The 17,008-nt window shown below is 58.5% G+C and carries 14 protein-coding genes; 11 read left to right on the plus strand and 3 right to left on the minus strand.

Going from position 1 to position 17,008, the window contains the following annotated elements; all coding sequences use genetic code 11:
• Positions 1-110: 110 nt before the first annotated feature.
• Positions 111-1,247 (minus strand): alpha-hydroxy acid oxidase, encoded by a 1,137-nt coding sequence (locus GOX75_RS01440; RefSeq protein ID WP_171120628.1) that lies wholly within the window; start codon positions 1,245-1,247, stop codon positions 111-113.
• Between the two features lie 246 nt (positions 1,248-1,493).
• On the opposite strand from GOX75_RS01440, the gene GOX75_RS01445 reads away from it, so the two are divergent.
• Positions 1,494-3,887 carry an ATP-dependent helicase gene (locus GOX75_RS01445; protein WP_171120630.1) on the plus strand — a complete coding sequence of 798 codons (2,394 nt, stop codon included), beginning with the start codon at positions 1,494-1,496 and terminating at the stop codon, positions 3,885-3,887.
• 523 nt (positions 3,888-4,410) lie between these two features.
• Here GOX75_RS01445 and GOX75_RS01450 read toward each other — a convergent pair.
• Entirely contained in the window at positions 4,411-4,635 is a 225-nt protein-coding gene (locus tag GOX75_RS01450; protein ID WP_171120631.1) for a DUF1127 domain-containing protein, read from the minus strand.
• Between the two features lie 912 nt (positions 4,636-5,547).
• On the opposite strand from GOX75_RS01450, the gene mraZ reads away from it, so the two are divergent.
• The 9 genes from mraZ to GOX75_RS01495 all read left to right on the plus strand — a co-directional run bounded on the left by mraZ (position 5,548) and on the right by GOX75_RS01495 (position 15,230).
• On the plus strand, positions 5,548-6,051 hold the full coding sequence (mraZ, locus tag GOX75_RS01455) for a division/cell wall cluster transcriptional repressor MraZ (RefSeq protein ID WP_170384396.1): 504 nt from the start codon (positions 5,548-5,550) through the stop codon (positions 6,049-6,051).
• A gap of 4 nt (positions 6,052-6,055) precedes the next feature.
• Complete coding sequence (gene rsmH, locus GOX75_RS01460; RefSeq protein WP_171120633.1) at positions 6,056-7,048, plus strand: 16S rRNA (cytosine(1402)-N(4))-methyltransferase RsmH; 993 nt, start codon at positions 6,056-6,058, stop codon at positions 7,046-7,048.
• Positions 7,045-7,413 carry a cell division protein FtsL gene (locus GOX75_RS01465; RefSeq protein WP_171120635.1) on the plus strand — a complete coding sequence of 123 codons (369 nt, stop codon included), beginning with the start codon at positions 7,045-7,047 and terminating at the stop codon, positions 7,411-7,413. The genes rsmH and GOX75_RS01465 overlap by 4 nt, the downstream gene beginning before the upstream one ends.
• Positions 7,410-9,197, plus strand: a complete 1,788-nt coding sequence (locus GOX75_RS01470) for a penicillin-binding protein 2 (protein ID WP_171120637.1) — start codon at positions 7,410-7,412, stop codon at positions 9,195-9,197. Before GOX75_RS01465 ends, GOX75_RS01470 begins: the two co-directional genes overlap by 4 nt.
• Before the next feature lie 22 nt (positions 9,198-9,219).
• Positions 9,220-10,701: a UDP-N-acetylmuramoyl-L-alanyl-D-glutamate--2,6-diaminopimelate ligase gene (locus GOX75_RS01475; protein ID WP_171120639.1), complete on the plus strand. Its 1,482-nt coding sequence runs from the start codon at positions 9,220-9,222 to the stop codon at positions 10,699-10,701.
• Positions 10,698-12,092 carry a UDP-N-acetylmuramoyl-tripeptide--D-alanyl-D-alanine ligase gene (gene murF, locus GOX75_RS01480; protein WP_171120641.1) on the plus strand — a complete coding sequence of 465 codons (1,395 nt, stop codon included), beginning with the start codon at positions 10,698-10,700 and terminating at the stop codon, positions 12,090-12,092. Before GOX75_RS01475 ends, murF begins: the two co-directional genes overlap by 4 nt.
• Before the next feature lie 24 nt (positions 12,093-12,116).
• Positions 12,117-13,199: a phospho-N-acetylmuramoyl-pentapeptide-transferase gene (mraY, locus tag GOX75_RS01485; RefSeq protein ID WP_171120644.1), complete on the plus strand. Its 1,083-nt coding sequence runs from the start codon at positions 12,117-12,119 to the stop codon at positions 13,197-13,199.
• A 150-nt stretch (positions 13,200-13,349) separates the two neighbouring features.
• On the plus strand, positions 13,350-14,750 hold the full coding sequence (gene murD / locus GOX75_RS01490; RefSeq protein ID WP_171120646.1) for a UDP-N-acetylmuramoyl-L-alanine--D-glutamate ligase: 1,401 nt from the start codon (positions 13,350-13,352) through the stop codon (positions 14,748-14,750).
• Positions 14,751-14,855: 105 nt separating this feature from the next.
• Entirely contained in the window at positions 14,856-15,230 is a 375-nt protein-coding gene (locus GOX75_RS01495; RefSeq protein WP_254428667.1) for a glycine zipper family protein, read from the plus strand.
• Here the strand turns inward: GOX75_RS01495 and GOX75_RS01500 are convergent.
• Positions 15,227-16,405 (minus strand): NAD(P)/FAD-dependent oxidoreductase, encoded by a 1,179-nt coding sequence (locus tag GOX75_RS01500; protein WP_171120651.1) that lies wholly within the window; start codon positions 16,403-16,405, stop codon positions 15,227-15,229. The two genes, GOX75_RS01495 and GOX75_RS01500, sit on opposite strands and share 4 nt — an antisense overlap.
• A gap of 139 nt (positions 16,406-16,544) precedes the next feature.
• Between GOX75_RS01500 and GOX75_RS01505 the strand changes: the two genes are divergently transcribed.
• A complete protein-coding gene (locus GOX75_RS01505; RefSeq protein WP_171120653.1) occupies positions 16,545-16,943 on the plus strand; it encodes a rhodanese-like domain-containing protein in 399 nt (132 codons plus the stop codon).
• Positions 16,944-17,008 lie beyond the last annotated feature (65 nt).

Raw genomic sequence — 17,008 nt, forward strand, 5'->3', positions numbered from 1 at the left:
AGGCGGACAATACGCGCACGTAAATCAGTCGTTCTGGGTAGAACCGGCATGTTAACGCTCGCAAACGCCTTCTGTTAGCGCTATCTTATTACACGCGCTGCGCTGCGGCATCAATCCAGTGTTAGGCTAGGTGGGATTTGCCCCAGATTTTCGGCGCCCAGTTGGCCCATATTCGCCTGTAGATCCTGCCGCAAAATGTCGATCACATGCGCGGGTCCATTCTGACCTAATGCGGCCAAACCGTACATGAAGCCACGGCCCAGCATGACAAAATCAGCCCCAAGTGCCAGCGCACGCAGTATGTCCAGCCCGCTTTCAACCCCGCTGTCGAAGATAAGGGGAAGGTCGGTCGCCGCCCGGATCGCTGGCAGGGCCTCAATACTGGATGGTGCTCCATCAAACTGCCGCCCGCCGTGATTCGAAATCCAGATCGCGTCAACACCAGCCTTCTTAAGGGGCTCTGCATCCTCGGCCCGCATCACGCCTTTGACGATCAGATTGCCATCCCATGCATCGCGCAGCCAGTGCACATACTCCATATCTGGCGATGTTCTGAGCAGATACCCGACATGCGCTGTCGGGGGCAGGTTGCTGGAGTTGTCGGTGTACTTGTCCAGTGTCCGCATCCTTGGCGGGCCATTGCGTGCCATTGCCATGGCCCATGCCGGACGCTGCGCAATCTGCATTAGCAAGCGCGGGGTCAGTTTAGGCGGGTTGGTCAGGCCAGACCGCGTCTGGCGTTCGCGTCGTGACGCAACGGGAACATCAGCAGTCATTACCAGTGTCGAAAATCCCGCCTGTTTTACTCGATCCAGCAAGTCCCGGCGAATGTCGGGGTCTTTGGGCGGGTAAAGCTGAAACCACGCATTCTGTCCCAGATGAGGGGCCACATCCTCGGGGCTTTGCGTGGCGACGTTTGACAGGGTAAAGGGTAGGCCAGCCGTCGCTGCCGCCCGGGCTAACAACCCCTCGGCGTCGGGCCAGATCAACCCCGCCATGCCGATCGGTGCGACTCCAAACGGCAATGGATAGGTTTGACCCAAAAATTGACGCTGTGTGTCAAACTCCAACGGGCCATGCAGGATCGACGGCAGAAACCCCATGCGATCCAGTGAGACCCTGTTGCGTTGCAAAGTTGCCTCGGACCCGGTTCCGCTATCCAGATACTCCCACACGAAATGCGGAATCCTGCGTTTGGCGCGGCGTTTTAGGTCGGCAATTCCGGGATAGCTGCTGTGTAGTTCCATACGGATTGATCAGACCTAAGGCGCGATTCGGCAAGGACATTACCCTTTTGGCGCGTTTGGTTTCACTTTCTGGCACCCGTAAATCCGACGGTAAACATCGCACGCAAGCGTTGAAAGAAGGCCAACGGTCTGTCGGGCCACCATACCAATCCGAGTAGAATTGGTGTGAAATCAATGCGGAATGTCTTGTGAACAAGGCGTGAACAAACTCTTTCCCTCGCGGCGTAACCAGCGTAGTTTGACGATATGAGCAGTTTCGACGAAATGGACGCCTTCGAAGGCGCATCGCTGTCTGCGCGGGCCATGGCCGCGCGGCCTATGCCTTATCTGGACGAATTGAATCCAGCGCAGCGTGAAGCTGTCGAGCGGTTGGATGGTCCTGTGCTGATGTTGGCTGGTGCCGGGACAGGTAAAACCAAGGCGCTGACGGCGCGGATAGCCCATCTGCTCAGTGCTGGACGCGCGCGACCCAACGAAATTTTGTCGGTCACTTTCACCAATAAGGCCGCGCGCGAGATGAAAGAACGTGTGGGCCGCCTGCTAGGACAACCCGCCGAGGGGATGCCGTGGCTGGGGACGTTTCACTCGATCTGCGTCAAGCTGCTGCGCCGTCACGCGGAACTGGTCGATCTGAAATCGAATTTCACCATTCTGGATACGGATGATCAGCTACGGCTGCTCAAGCAACTAATCCAAGCGGCCAATATTGATGACAAACGCTGGCCCGCGCGAATGCTGGCGGGGATTATCGACGATTGGAAGAACCGTGCTCTGACACCCGATAAGGTGCCCGCTGCAGATGCGGGGGCGTATAACAACAAAGGTATTGCGCTGTATGCCCAATACCAAACCCGCCTACGTGAGCTGAACGCGGTCGATTTCGGTGACCTCCTGTTGCACATGGTCACGATTTTTCAGACCCACGCGGATGTTCTTGAGCAATATCAACGCTGGTTCCGGTACATTCTGGTGGACGAGTATCAGGATACCAACGTCGCCCAATACCTGTGGCTGCGGCTGTTGGCCGGGGCGCATAAGAATATCTGTTGCGTGGGCGATGATGACCAGTCGATCTATGGCTGGCGCGGGGCCGAGGTGGGCAACATCCTTCGGTTCGAAAAGGATTTCCCAGGCGCGTTCGTGGTGCGGCTGGAACAGAATTACCGCTCGACCCCGCATATTCTGGCCGCAGCTTCGAACGTCATTCGCGGCAATGAAAACCGTCTGGGCAAAGAGCTGTGGACGGATGCCGAAGACGGCCACAAGGTCAATCTGATCGGCCACTGGGATGGCGAGGAAGAGGCCCGTTGGATCGGTGAGGAAATCGACGCCTTGCAGGGTGGAACGCGCGGAATTCGTCCTATGAATCTGGATGAGATCGCCATTCTTGTCCGCGCCTCGCACCAGATGCGCGCGTTCGAGGATCGGTTTCTGACCATTGGCCTGCCTTATAAGGTGATCGGTGGCCCTCGGTTCTATGAGCGGATGGAGGTTCGCGATGCCATGGCCTATTTCCGGCTGGTGGTCAGCCCCGGCGACGATCTGGCGTTTGAGCGGATTGTGAACACGCCGAAACGAGGTTTGGGCGACAAGGCGCAGCAGACTATCCAAATGACCGCGCGTGAACACGGTGTTTCGCTGGTCGATGGCGCGCGGATTGCGGTCGACAATGGGCTAATTAAGGGCAAAGGCGGCAAGGCGCTGCGCGAGCTGATCGAGGGGCTGGCGCGCTGGAATGCGATGACGCGCGGCCCGAGGATTGAGGTCGAGGATGATACGGTCATCGACGACGGCGCACCCCTTCGTTTTGGTGAGCCTGAAGTATCGCATATCGAACTGGCGCAGATCATTCTGGATGAATCCGGCTATACGGCCCATTGGCAGAATGAAAAGACGCCCGAGGCACCGGGGCGGTTGGAAAACCTCAAGGAACTGGTCAATCAGTTGGACAATTTCGAGAATCTGCAAGGATTCTTGGAACATGTCAGTCTGGTTATGGATAACGAGCAGGACAGCGACGGCGCCAAGGTCTCGATCATGACGCTGCATGCGGCCAAGGGGTTGGAGTTTCCAGCCGTGTTCCTGCCGGGCTGGGAGGATGGCTTGTTCCCGTCACAGCGGTCAATGGACGAATCCGGTATCAAGGGGCTCGAGGAAGAGCGGCGTTTGGCCTATGTGGGAATTACCCGCGCCGAAGAAGTTTGCACGATTTCCTTTGCTGCAAATCGGCGGGTGTTCGGGCAGTGGCAGAACTCCATGCCTTCGCGATTCATTGATGAATTGCCGGAAGATCACGTGGAAGTTCTGACGCCTCCGGGTCTTTACGGTGGGGGGCAGGTTACGGCCAGCATCGAAAGCCGAGCAGCCGAAGCGAATGTCTATAATTCCCCGGGCTGGAAAAGGATGCAGGCGCGTCAGGGGCAATATGGGACGTCTCAGCCCCGCGAAAGCCGGAACACTGTGATTGATGCGACAGCGGTGGCCAGTTTCACCTTGGGTGAACGGGTTTTTCACCAGAAGTTCGGCTATGGCGCGGTGATTGGCATTGAGGGTGACAAGGTCGAAGTCGATTTCGACAAGGCCGGGGTGAAGAAGGTCGTCTCGCGGTTCTTATCTGCCAAGGATGACGTGCCGTTCTGAGTTATTGCGAGGCTCTGCCTCGCGCTCCGAAGTATTTTAACAGAAGAAGCAGGGGGCGTTTGCGTCCCCTTTTTTGTTTTTGGGCAAAGAAAAACGGCGGTTTCCAGGGAGGAGGAGAGGAAACCGCCGTTCTTTGCAACATCGAGACAGGGAGGAGGAGAGTCCCGATGTATCCGAACCCGGGTTTGATCCCGGTATGTGTAAGTCGCGACGACACCAGGGAGGAGGAGAGGTGTCGTCGCGCTCTTTCAACATCAGGGCAGGGAGGAGGAGAGCCCCGATGTATCCGTCTCCGGGTCTGATCCCGGTATCTGTAAGACGCGGCGACGTCAGGGAGGAGGAGAGACGTCGCCGCGCGCTTTCAACACCGGGAAAGGGAGGAGGAGTACCCGGTGTGTCGGTTTCCGGCAGGTTGGGCCGGTATTTGGTGCAGCGGCATCAGGGAGGAGGAGAGATGCCGCTGCTGTAATACAGGTCCTAAAGGGAGGAGGAAGGACCTGATCTCGGTTATGTCGTGCCGCGATTAACGCGCGGCGAATTCTTCTGCGGCCCGAAGTGCCAGCCGGCGGATCATCGAGCGGTGCAGGCCCAGATCGGCCAGTTCGCGGTTCGAAAGTTCAGACAGTTCATTAACGGTCTGACGATAGACGCGGTGACGCGCGTACCGGGCCTTTGCGGCCTCAATCAACGAAGCCAAGCCGGTTGCGGGCGCGTTCTTCAGCGCAGTATGATGTGTTGCTACAGCCATGTGCGTAACCCGGTTTGTATGTTGTCGCCGGAGTGTTCCAGCGCTTGCTTGGTTACAAAAATAGGCAAATGCTGCGCCTGCACAATAGCCTACGTAGTCATTGCTGCTATGCAGCAAACGCATGGATATCAACAAGTTGTAAACCTTGCGGTGAAAGTGCCTTTAAAATATGACTTTTGGCCGCTTGCGCATGAGGGGCATCGCCTCGGCGCGATTTCAGGGTGCATGGGTTTGCCCCTTGATTGGGCGGCATATTCCGAAATTTGTGCATATTGTAAATCCCGTCTTGAGAGTTGAGGCGCGGGCTGGGCGAAATTTAGAGCTATGGGAATTCGTGGGCGCGCCGTGGGCTGCAGTTGAATTTAGGTGGTGCAGCCATGTCTGAGGCTGGGTGATTCGACTAATTTTGTGCGGTGTTGCCGTGTGGTTGGGCTGGGAATCACAAAAATTGAAAAATTTTTGGGAAATCATGGGATAGATTGGGTCAACGTGAACTCAGCTATATATGGTGTGCATTTTCTTCAAACAGACAATTTGTGGTGCAATTAGTGGTCTTTCCTTTTGGTTGCGGCCTTATTAGGATGGGTCTTCAGTCATGAGCGGGCGAATTTTCCTATTGATTTCCATGAATTCCCATGTCATCCCTTATGCATCCGATGAGGACGAGGCACATGGGGCACCAAACGACCCCGAACCAATAAAATTCAGGTTTCATACAGGCATCTCGCTTTCATCACTCAAGAGATCCGGCGCGCGGGCGAGCAGACATCCCCCCAGGTGGCGCGCGCAGCTGGACTTCCCGCTCAGCGGGTCAATGCGGCGGGTTGATCAGTGGCAGCAGATCAACCCGCCGTTTTTCATCCGGGGGGAACGTGAATTTTAGGTGGGGCGCAAGCGAAAGGGACAGTCGTCTTGGCGCGCAGGTTTAGAGGTGAAAGCCACCATAAGGTGGACACGAAGGGCAGGGTCTCGATCCCGGCCTCTTTTCGCCGTGTGCTTGAATCCTGTGACCCCAATTGGCAGCCCGGCGATAATCCAGAGCTTGTTATTGTCTACGGCGATCACCGCCGGAAGTTTCTTGAATGCTATACGATGCGGGCGATCGACGAGGTTGATGACAAGATCGACGCGCTGCCACGTGGTTCGATGCAGCGGAAACTGCTGCAACGCATGTTCCACGGTCAGTCTTTCCCGACCACGGTGGATGAGACCGGTCGTCTGGTGTTGCCTGCTAAGTTGCGCAACAAGATCGGACTTGAGGGCGAGGCGTTCTTTATTGCCGCCGGGGACACGTTCCAGATTTGGAAGCCCGAAACATATGAATCGGAAGAACTGGCTTCGGCCGAAGAATGGTTGGACGAACAGCCAGGGGACTTTGACCCTCTGGAGTTCCTAGACGGCACCGGGGATGCGTAACGGCATGGCCGGCGCTGAAACCCCCACCGAAAAACCCCACATCCCTGTCCTTCTGCGTCCGTTGCTTGCGACCGTGGCGCCTGTCTCGGGCACCTGGCTCGACGGCACCTTTGGAGCGGGAGGGTACACGCGCGGCTTGCTGGAAGCCGGGGCCGAGAAGGTTATCGGTGTGGACCGTGATCCGCTGGCATTTGAGATGGCCGCTGATTGGGTCGGCGAATACGGTGACCGACTGGTGATGCAGCAGGGTGTGTTCTCTCGCATGGATGAATTCGCGCAGGATCTGGATGGCGTGGTGCTGGACCTTGGGGTCTCGTCCATGCAGTTGGATCAGGCGGAGCGTGGTTTTTCCTTCATGAAAGACGGTCCGCTGGATATGCGGATGAGTCAGGAAGGAGAGAGTGCTGCCGATTTGGTCAACACAGCGACCGAGGCGCAACTGGCCGACATCCTTTTCCATTTTGGCGAGGAACGCGCTAGCCGCCGGATTGCCAAGGCGATTGTGAAGGCGCGGGCCGAGGCGCCGATTACCACAACACTGCGACTGGCTGAGATTATCGAATCCTGCCTCCCGCGTCCGAAACCGGGTCAATCGCATCCGGCGACACGCAGCTTTCAGGGCCTGCGGATCGCGGTGAACGCGGAATATGAAGAGCTTTTCCAAGGGCTTATGGCTGCGGAACGTGCTTTGAAGCCGGGCGGGCAACTGGCTGTTGTGACGTTCCATTCTATCGAGGACCGCATGGTCAAACGGTTCTTTCAGTCACGTGCTGGCAAGACTGGGCGTGCAAATCGCTATGCGCCTGAGGTGGAGCAGGACCAGCCGCAGTTTACGCTTAAGACGCGCAAGGCTGTTGGACCGGATGAACAGGAATTACAGGAAAATCCGCGCGCGCGCTCGGCCAAGCTGCGTGTCGCTGTGCGGACCGAGGCACCGGCGGGGGAAATTGATGCCCGCGCCATTGGGATGCCGCAACTTGGGGGAAGGGCAAAATGAAAAGTGTTTTGTATGCGTTGACTGCCTTGGCCGTGTTCGGATTGGCGCTTTGGGCGTATCAAGAGAACTATCGCACCCAGCAGGTCGTTAAGGAAACGCAGAAGTTGCAGCGCGAGATTGGCGTGGCTCAGGTCCGGCTTGCGGTTTTGAACGCGGAATGGGCGTATCTTAATCGCCCTGATCGACTGCGCGAACTGGCCGATCTGAATTTTGAACGTCTGGGTTTGCTACCCCTTCGTGCCGAGCAGTTCGGGCGCGCTGACCAGATTGCATATGCAGAAGACCCTGACTTGCCGATCGTAGACCCGTTTGAGCTGCAGTCGCTGACTAACATTCAGGCTTTGGGCGAGGTGCAGATCCCATGACGCGCACGCCCCTCCGACCTCTGGCCCGTATCCTTGATGCACGCGCGCGCGGGGAAAACCCCAAGGCCATCGAGCGTGAAAATATCAGGAAGCGCCACGAAGACATGAAGGATCACGCCCGCGCCCGTGCAGAAGGTCGGCTTCTGGTGCTTGGCCTGTTCTTTTTCTGTGCCTTTGCAGTGGTTGGGTTTCGCATGGGGATGCTGGCAACATCCGAGGCGCAAGAGCCGCTGGCCAGCGCCCCCGGTGCCGCGATTGCCATGCAGCGGGCCAATATTGTCGACCGCGAGGGGCGTATTCTGGCAACCAATCTGGACACCTATTCGGTCTATGCCCAGCCGCCCCTGATGATCGACCCGGTGGCCGCCGCTGATCAGTTGGTCGCGATTTTCCCTGATCTGGAAAAAGAACGTCTGGTCAAGGATTTCACCGGCGACCGCAAGTTCCTGTGGATCAAAAAGCGTATCTCGCCGGAACAGAAACAAGCCGTTCACGACATCGGTGATCCCGGCATTCTGTTCGGCCCGCGTGAGATGCGGCTGTACCCCAACGGCAAGCTGGCCGCGCATATTCTTGGCGGATCGGGATTCGGGCGTGAAGGCGTCAGCGCAGCCGAGGTGATCGGTGTTGCCGGGGTCGAGAAACAGTTTGATGACTATCTGCGCAACCCGGCCAATGGGAACAAGCCGCTGCAACTGTCATTGGACCTGACCATTCAGGCTGCGGTCGAGCAGGTTCTGTATGGCGGCATGAATATCATGAACGCCAAGGGTGCCTCGGCCGTTTTGATGAACGCGCATACGGGTGAAGTGATCTCGGCGGCGTCGTTGCCGTCATTTGACCCAAACGACCGTCCGCGCCCGCCGACCTCGGGGTTTGATCCGTCTGACAGCCCCTTGTTCAACCGCTATGTGCAGGGCGTGTACGAGCTGGGATCAGTTTTCAAGATCTTCACGGCCGCGCAGGCGGTGCAACTGGGGCTGGTGAATTCTGAGACAATCATCGACACGTCTGGGCCTATGCGGATCGGACGCTTTCCAATTGGTGAGTTCAACGGCAAGAACTATGGCAAGATCAGCGTCGCGGATGTGATTGTTCACAGCTCGAACCGGGGGACCGGGCGGCTGGCGTTGCAGATCGGCGCGCAGCGTCAGCAGGAGTTCTTGCGCGCGCTCGGCATGTTTGAACCCACCCCGTTTGAGATTGTCGAAGCCGCGGGTGGCGAGCCCCTCAAGCCCAAGAAGTGGGGCGAGCTGAGTACCGTTACCATTTCCTATGGTCATGGGCTGTCGACCAGCCCAATGCATCTGGCAGCCGGTTACGCGGCGATCGCCAATGGCGGGCACTACGTCAGTCCAACGGTGTTGCGTAAGAACGGCCCTCAGTATGGTCCCCGCGTGCTGTCACATGGTGCCGCGCTTCAGGCGCAAAAGATGTTGCGCAAGGTGGTCACGGACGGGACGGCCAGTTTCGGGGACGTGGCGGGGTATGATGTCGCCGGTAAAACCGGCACAGCCGACAAGCCGAAGCCACGCGGCGGTTACTATGATGACAAGGTCATCGCGACGTTCGCGACGATCTTTCCGGCCTATGATCCCAAATACGTTCTGATCGTCACGCTGGACGAGCCGTCCATTGTTGCCTATGGCGAAAAGCGCCGCACGGCGGGCTGGACAGCGGTGCCCGTGGCTGCCGAATTGATCGGTCGTGTCGCGCCTTTGCTGGGCTTGCGTCCCCGGCTTGAGCCTGAGGCGCGCGCTGCTATAACGCTGACCTCAAATTAGACTGTCCGGCAAGAGGTGGGCGATGGGCACAAGGACAAAGAAACTCAGCCAACTGGCCCTGACCGCCCGAGGTGGCGCAAACCCGGAAATTACCGGGCTGGCCGTCGATAGCCGAGAGGTTAAGGAAGGCTACTTGTTCGCAGCCCTTCCCGGAACGCGGGTTCACGGGGGCGAGTTTATCCAGTTCGCCCTGCGGATGGGCGCTGCGGCCATCCTGACGGATGCCGAGGGCGCTGTGATCGCGGCGGATGAGTTGTCGGGCTCGGATGCGGCGCTGGTCGTCGTTGAAGACCCTCGTCAGGCGCTGGCGGGATGTGCGGCGCTTTGGTTTGGCTCTCAACCGCAGACTATCGTTGCCGTGACCGGAACAAACGGCAAGACATCGGTTGCAACCTTTGTACGTCAGATCTGGATGGAGCTGGGCCACGCCGCGGTCAATCTTGGCACAACCGGTGTCGAAGGTGCCTGGACCGCGCCTCTGGCCCATACCACGCCAGAGCCTATAACCCTGCACCGTTGTCTCGCAGAAGCGGCAGAAAACGGTGTGACCCATGCCGCGATGGAGGCGTCGTCGCACGGTTTGGAACAACGGCGCCTGGACGGGGTGAATCTGACTGCGGCGGGCTTTTCAAACTTCACGCAGGACCATCTGGACTACCACGAAACGTTTGAGGCCTATTTTGCGGCCAAGGCCGGTCTGTTCGATCGCGTTCTGCCGCAGGACGGAACCGTCGTTATCAACATGAGCGACCCCAAAGGGCTGCATGTCCGTAAGATCGCCGAAGACCGGGGGCAGGATGTGCTGACCGTTGGTTTGGGTGATGCAGACCTGTGTCTGATGAACCAGCGTTTCGATGCCACGGGTCAGGACCTGCGCTTTTCGTGGAAAGGAAAGGTCTTTCAAACGCGCCTGAACCTGATTGGGGGATTTCAGGCCGAGAATGTCCTTTTGGCCTGCGGGCTTGTGATCGCGGGCGGAGATGATCCCGAGCGCGTTTTTGAAACCTTGCCGCACCTGACAACCGTGCGTGGACGAATGCAACTGGCTGCAACGCGAGAGAATGGGGCGGCGGTGTTCGTGGACTACGCCCACACGCCGGATGCGGTTGCGACTGCGCTCAAGGCGATGCGCCCGCATGTCATGGGTCGGCTGATTGCAATCGTTGGCGCGGGTGGCGATCGGGATGCGGGAAAGCGCCCTTTGATGGGCAAGGCCGCGGCGAACAACGCCGATGTGGTATTTGTAACGGATGACAACCCGCGCAGCGAAGACCCCGCAGTGATCCGCGAGGCCGTGATGCAAGGGGCACCGGGTGCAACCGAAGTCGGAGACAGGGCCGAGGCCATTCTGCGCGGTGTCGATGCCATGCAACCCGGGGACGCGCTGCTGATTGCAGGCAAAGGGCATGAAACAGGCCAGATTGTTGGCGATCAGGTTCTGCCATTTGACGATGTGGAACAGGCCAGCATAAGCGTCGCTGCACTTGACGGGAGGGTCGCATGACTTTGTGGACCGCATCCGAAGCCGCCGAAGCAACCGGTGGGCGTGCTACAGCGGATTGGACAGCAAACGGCGTGTCCATTGACACGCGAACCCTGCAGCCCGACGATCTTTTCGTAGCGTTGACAGCGGCGCGTGACGGGCACGAATTCGTTGCGCAGGCATTGGAAAAAGGGGCAGGTGCAGCGCTTGTGTCCCGTGTGCCCGAAGGTGTGCCCGAAGATGCGCCGCTGCTGATCGTGGACGACGTTCAGGCAGGGTTGGAGGCGCTGGGGCAGGCCGCGCGTGCGCGCACGGATGCGCGGGTGATGGGCGTTACGGGCAGCGTCGGGAAAACCTCGACCAAGGAAATGCTGTCTACTATCTTGGAAACGCAGGGAAAAACACATGCCAGCGTTGCCAGCTACAACAATCATTGGGGTGTTCCTCTGACATTGGCCCGGATGCCGCGCGACACCGACTACGCGGTAATCGAGATTGGCATGAACCACCCCGGAGAGATCGCGCCCTTGGCAAGGCAGGCCCATCCCCACGTGGCATTGGTAACGACCGTGGCGGCTGTCCACCTAGAGGCGTTCGAGTCCGTTGCCGGAATCGCCCATGAAAAGGCTGCGATTTTCGAAGGTCTGACCAAAGGTGGCGCGGCGATCGTCAACGCGGATGTGGAACACGCAGAAATTCTACGCGAGTGTGCAATGGAAAACGGGGCTGGGGTCGTAGAGTTCGGGCGATCCGCTGTGGATTATGTGCTGAAAGATGTCACGCAGGCCTCGGATTCGGTACATGCGTCGGCGACCGTGGGCGATGTCCCATTCAAGTTTGACGTACAATCTGCCGGCACGCATTTTGCGATGAACGCGCTAGGGGCATTGGCCGCCTGTGTAGAGATGGGCGTTGAACTGGACGACGCGATTACTGGGTTGGCCCGGTGGTCTCCGGTCAAGGGGCGCGGGGTGCGAGAGCAGATTGCGCTGATTGCGGGCGGTCAGGTCGAATTGCTGGACGACAGTTATAACGCCAACCCAACCTCGATGGAGGCCGCGCTGGATGTGCTGGCCGCGTCGCAGGGTGACCGTAGGATCGCGTTCTTGGGCGATATGAAAGAGTTGGGCGCACAAGAAGCCGAAATGCACGCCAATATGGCCCACGTGGATGCCATGCAACGTGTTGATCGTGTTCATTGTATCGGCCCACTGATGAAGACGCTTCACGACGCTTTGCCGGACGAAAAACGCGGCCTCTGGTTTGAAACCAGCACTGAAATGGTCGCGCGTTTGCCAGAGCTGATCCGAGCCGGTGATACCGTATTGGCCAAAGGCTCTCTGAGCATGGCTTTGGCGCAGATTGTTGACGGTTTGCGGAAAATGGGGCAAGGGAGCGCGCCTGACCCATGATCGCCGCACGAGAAAGGTTTTAAGATGCTTTATTGGTTGACCGGCCTGTCGGACGGGGGGGATTTCTTTAACCTCTTTCGGTACATCACGTTCCGTGCAGGTGGGGCCTTTATGACTGCGTTGATCTTTGGGTTCCTGTTTGGAAAACCGCTGATCAATGTGTTGCGCCGCAAGCAGGGCAAGGGTCAGCCGATCCGGGATGACGGTCCCGAGGGGCATTTCTCAAAGGCCGGAACGCCAACCATGGGCGGCCTGCTGATAGTCGGGGCGCTTGTGACGTCTACTCTGGTCTGGGCGCGGTGGGACAACCCCTATGTCTGGATGGTGCTGTTCGTAACTTTGGCTTACGCAGCCATTGGTTTTGCCGACGATTACGCCAAGGTGTCCAAGCAGAACACTAAGGGCGTTTCGGGTAAAATGAGGCTTGCTCTGGGGATCATTATTGCGGTTCTGGCTTCGCTATGGGCGACTTTGCACCATCCCGAGGCTTTGCAGAACCAGCTTGCCGTGCCGGTTTTCAAGGACACGCTGGTCAATCTGGGGATATTCTACATTCCGTTCTCGATTATCGTGATTGTGGGTGCGGCGAATGCCGTGAACCTGACCGACGGGTTGGACGGGCTTGCGATCATGCCTGCAATGATCGCGGCATCGACGCTGGGGATCATCGCTTATGCGGTGGGCCGGGTCGACTTTACCGAATATCTGGACGTGCACTATGTGCCGGGAACGGGCGAAATCTTTATCTTTACCTCGGCGCTTTTTGGAGCGGGGCTTGGGTTTCTTTGGTATAACGCGCCGCCTGCCGCTGTGTTCATGGGCGATACTGGGTCACTGGCCTTAGGGGGCGCGCTGGGTGCAATCGCAGTTGCCACCAAGCACGAGTTGGTACTGGCCGTTGTCGGCGGTCTGTTCGTCGTCGAGGCACTGAGCGTGATCATTCAGGTCCTGTACTTCAAACGCACCGGTCGCCGCGTATTCCTGATGGCGCCGATCCACCATCACTATGAGAAAAAGGGGTGGGCGGAACCGACGATCGTGATTCGGTTCTGGATCATTTCCCTGATCCTCGCGATGATTGGTCTAGCGACGCTGAAGGTCCGGTAGCCCTCCCGCCAGGTTCGGCGGACCTTCGGTCCACCTGCCACCTGTTGGGCCCGGCTCGCGCTGGCGCGCGAGCCTGTCTATCCCCTTGCCAATGAGGGGGTCTTCTGCGCAGGGTGACGCCCAAGCCAAAGTCAAAAAAGGGTGGGCAGCATGATCCCGGTCAAAGGGTTTTCAGGACATAAAGTTGCGGTTCTGGGGCTTGGTCGGTCAGGGCTGGCCGCCGCACGCGCATTAAGGGCTGGCGGCGCCGAGCCGGTCTGTTGGGATGACAACCCAGCGGCCCGCGAGAAGGCGGAAGGCGAAGGTTTTGCCTGCGCCGACCTTTTGCGCCATGGCGCGTTTGACGACATCGCCACGCTGATCGTCTCGCCGGGTATTCCGCATCTTTATCCTGACCCGAACCCTGTGGTGGCCGCTGCATTGGATGCGGGCGTGCCGGTAGACAACGACATCGGGCTGTTCTTCCGCTCTTTCGCGGGTGCGGAATGGAACAACTACGATATGCCTCCGCGCGTGATTGCGGTTACGGGGTCGAACGGTAAATCGACCACGGCCGCTTTGATCCATCATATCCTTACCGAAGCGGGGCGAGAGGCTCAGTTGGCGGGGAACATCGGGCGGGGTGTTCTGGATATTGAGCCGGGCGGGGATGGCTCTGTCGTGGTGCTGGAGCTGAGCAGCTATCAGACAGAACTTGCCCGCGCTTTGACGCCGGATGTAGCGGTGTTCACCAATCTTTCACCGGATCATCTAGATCGCCACGGCGGGATGGGCGGGTATTTTGCGGCCAAGCGCCGGTTGTTTGCCGAAGGCGGACCAGACCGCGCCGTGATCGGCATCGACGAAAAAGAAGGAGCGTTTTTGGCCGGTCAGCTTGCCGAGGGGCCCTCTGACGACCGGGTGATCCGCGTATCGGTCGCACGCAAATTGACGGGTCCCGGATGGCAGGTCTTCGCGCGCAAGGGTTTTTTGTCGGAATATCGCAAAGGTCGGCAGGCCGGGTCGATTGACATGCGTGGGATCAAGGGACTGCCCGGTTCGCATAACCACCAGAACGCATGCGCGGCATACGCAGCCTGTCGTGCGTTGGGCTTAGCCCCCCGCGTGATCGAGGACGCACTGCACAGCTATCCCGGCTTGCCGCACCGCAGCCAGATCATCGCCGAAGCAGATGGCGTTACTTTTGTGAACGACTCCAAGGCCACCAACGTGGACAGTGCTCTGAAGGCGCTGAACGCATTTGGAAAAATCCGCTGGATTTGCGGTGGGCTAGAGAAAGAGGGCGGATTGTCGGCATTGAACGCAGCATCGGACAGAGTCATCAAAGCCTATGTGATCGGGCGCGAGGCGGCCGGATTTGCCATGCAGCTTGACGCGGAAACGCTGGTTTGCACGACGATGGCCGAGGCCGTGGCGCAGGCCATGTCGGATGCGCAGCCGGGTGAAACTGTGCTATTGGCCCCAGCGGCGGCTAGTTTTGACCAATACGACAGTTTCGAGCGACGCGGAGAAGACTTTGAGGCGCAGGTTCGGCAGAGGCTGTCAGAATAGAGGTTTGCAATTGATCGCCGGTTGAGCGAAGCTGAGTTGCTATCAGCTTGACGCGCCAAGATTATTGGTTTTGCCTGCCTTCAAATTCAACGTGAGGTTATGATTATGCCATACCGTAAATTCTCTTTGATCCTGCCCGCTATTTTGGTGGTTGGAGCCTGCTCCAATGTCGGTGCCAATTACCAGCCGGTCGTCGATGGACCGGTTGGGCCAAACTACAACGCGGATCTGGCCCAGTGTCAGGCGCTTGCACGGTCTCAGCCGACAGTGGATAGCCGGACGGCTGGCGCTGCTGCCATCGGCGCGGCGGGTGCTGCCGGCACCAAGGCGATCATTGACGACAGCGCCAGCGATCTGGGACGTGCCGCCGTTGCGGGTGCGCTGGTAGGTGCGGGTGCGAGCGCGATTAACAATACTCAAAATCAGGAAGTGATCGTGCGCAACTGTATGCGCGGACGTGGGTATAACGTCGTAGGTTAACGGCCCGCGATCGCAGTTCCGGCGGCGTGGCCCGATGACCACGCCCACTGGAAGTTGTATCCGCCCAGCCAGCCTGTGACATCCACTGCTTCGCCAATCGCGTAGAGGCCGGGGACATCCCTGGCCTCCATCGTTCTGGACGAAAGGTCGTCGGTGTCGATCCCACCCAATGTGACCTCGGCGGTCCGGTAGCCCTCGGTGCCAGATGGGGTCAGTTGCCAGTTTGATAGGGCTTTGACCAGTTCAATCAGAGCGGCATCGGATTGGTCGGCCAGATTGCCTTGCATGGGGATGATGCGGCTGAGGAATTCCACCAGACGACTGGGCAGGTGCCGGGCCAGTTCGGTGGTCAGAGCTTTGCGCCCTCCGGCCTGCCGCTGATCGCGCAGCACGTCAAACAGAGCGAGATCAGGGATCAGATTGACGCTGATGTCTTCGCCCTCGCGCCAGTAAGAGGACAGTTGCAGGACAGACGGTCCGCTGAGGCCGCGATGGGTGAACAGCAGCGCTTCGTCAAAGCTGGTGCGCGTGTTCGACAGTCGGGCAGGCAGGGAAACGCCTGAAAGCTCTTTGAATTTTGCGTCCGAAAACGTGAATGGCACCAGCGCCGCCCTTGTATCAGTAATGCCCAACCCGAATTGTCGCGCGATGTCATAGGCCAGCCCGGTCGCACCCATTTTGGGGATCGACTTGCCGCCCGTGGCCAGCACCAGATTGGCGCAGGTCAGGGAAACGCGCTGTCCTTCGCGATCGACGTCAAGGGCGAACCCGCTTTCCGTCTTGCGAAGGTACCTCAACTCGGCCCGGACCCACAATTCGGCCCCTGCATTCGCCATCTCATCCATCAGCATCTGAATGATCTGTTTTGAGGAACCGTCGCAGAACAACTGCCCTAGCGTTTTCTCGTGCCACGCAATCTTGTGCCGCCCGACCAGATCGATGAAATCCCACTGGGTGTACCGGGCCAATGCGGATTTGCAAAAATGCGGGTTCTGCGACAGGAAGTTGCCAGGCCCTGCGTACATGTTCGTAAAGTTGCAGCGCCCGCCGCCCGAGATACGGATTTTCTCACCCGCGGCCTTCGCATGGTCGATCACCAATACGCGCCCACCGCAATGGGCGGCGCACATCATACCGGCTGCCCCGGCACCAAGGATGATCGTGTCAAAGTCCATGTGTTGCGCATGGCGCGGATTACCTGGGATGGCAAGGGGGACTTGGTGCGTGCCATGTTTGTCGCGGCCCTTTCTTTGATGCTATGAGCTGTCGGGTATTCTCTGCACCGATGCGTGACGTATTCAGGAAAGGTCCAATATGCCCCAGACAATAATAAAGGGAATCAAGGCACTGCTGGCCGAAGCGAATGCCGTTGTTTCGTCGGTTTCGGTTGAGCAGGCCCAAGCCATGCTAGACAGTGACGACCACGTTCTGATCGACTTGCGCGACTTTCGCGAATTAAAACGGTCTGGCAAGATCCCCGGAGCATTCTCATGCCCCAGAGGGATGCTCGAGTTTTGGATCGACCCCGAAAGCCCATATCACAAGGACGTCTTTGATCAGGACAAGACCTACGTGTTCTATTGCGCCAGCGCGTGGCGGTCGGCGCTTAGTGCCAAAATCGCGATGGAGATGGGGCTAAAGCCGGTTGTTCATATCGAAGGTGGGTTTACCGCTTGGGCCAAGTCCGGTGCACCGGTTGAAGAAGTTGAGTAGTCAGATTTAGGCGAACATCATTCCGCAAACCCCCGTCCCGGCGGGACTTTGCTGACGGCGGTTTG

Source organism: Ruegeria sp. HKCCD7251 (assembly GCF_013031165.1).
GTDB lineage: Bacteria > Pseudomonadota > Alphaproteobacteria > Rhodobacterales > Rhodobacteraceae > Ruegeria.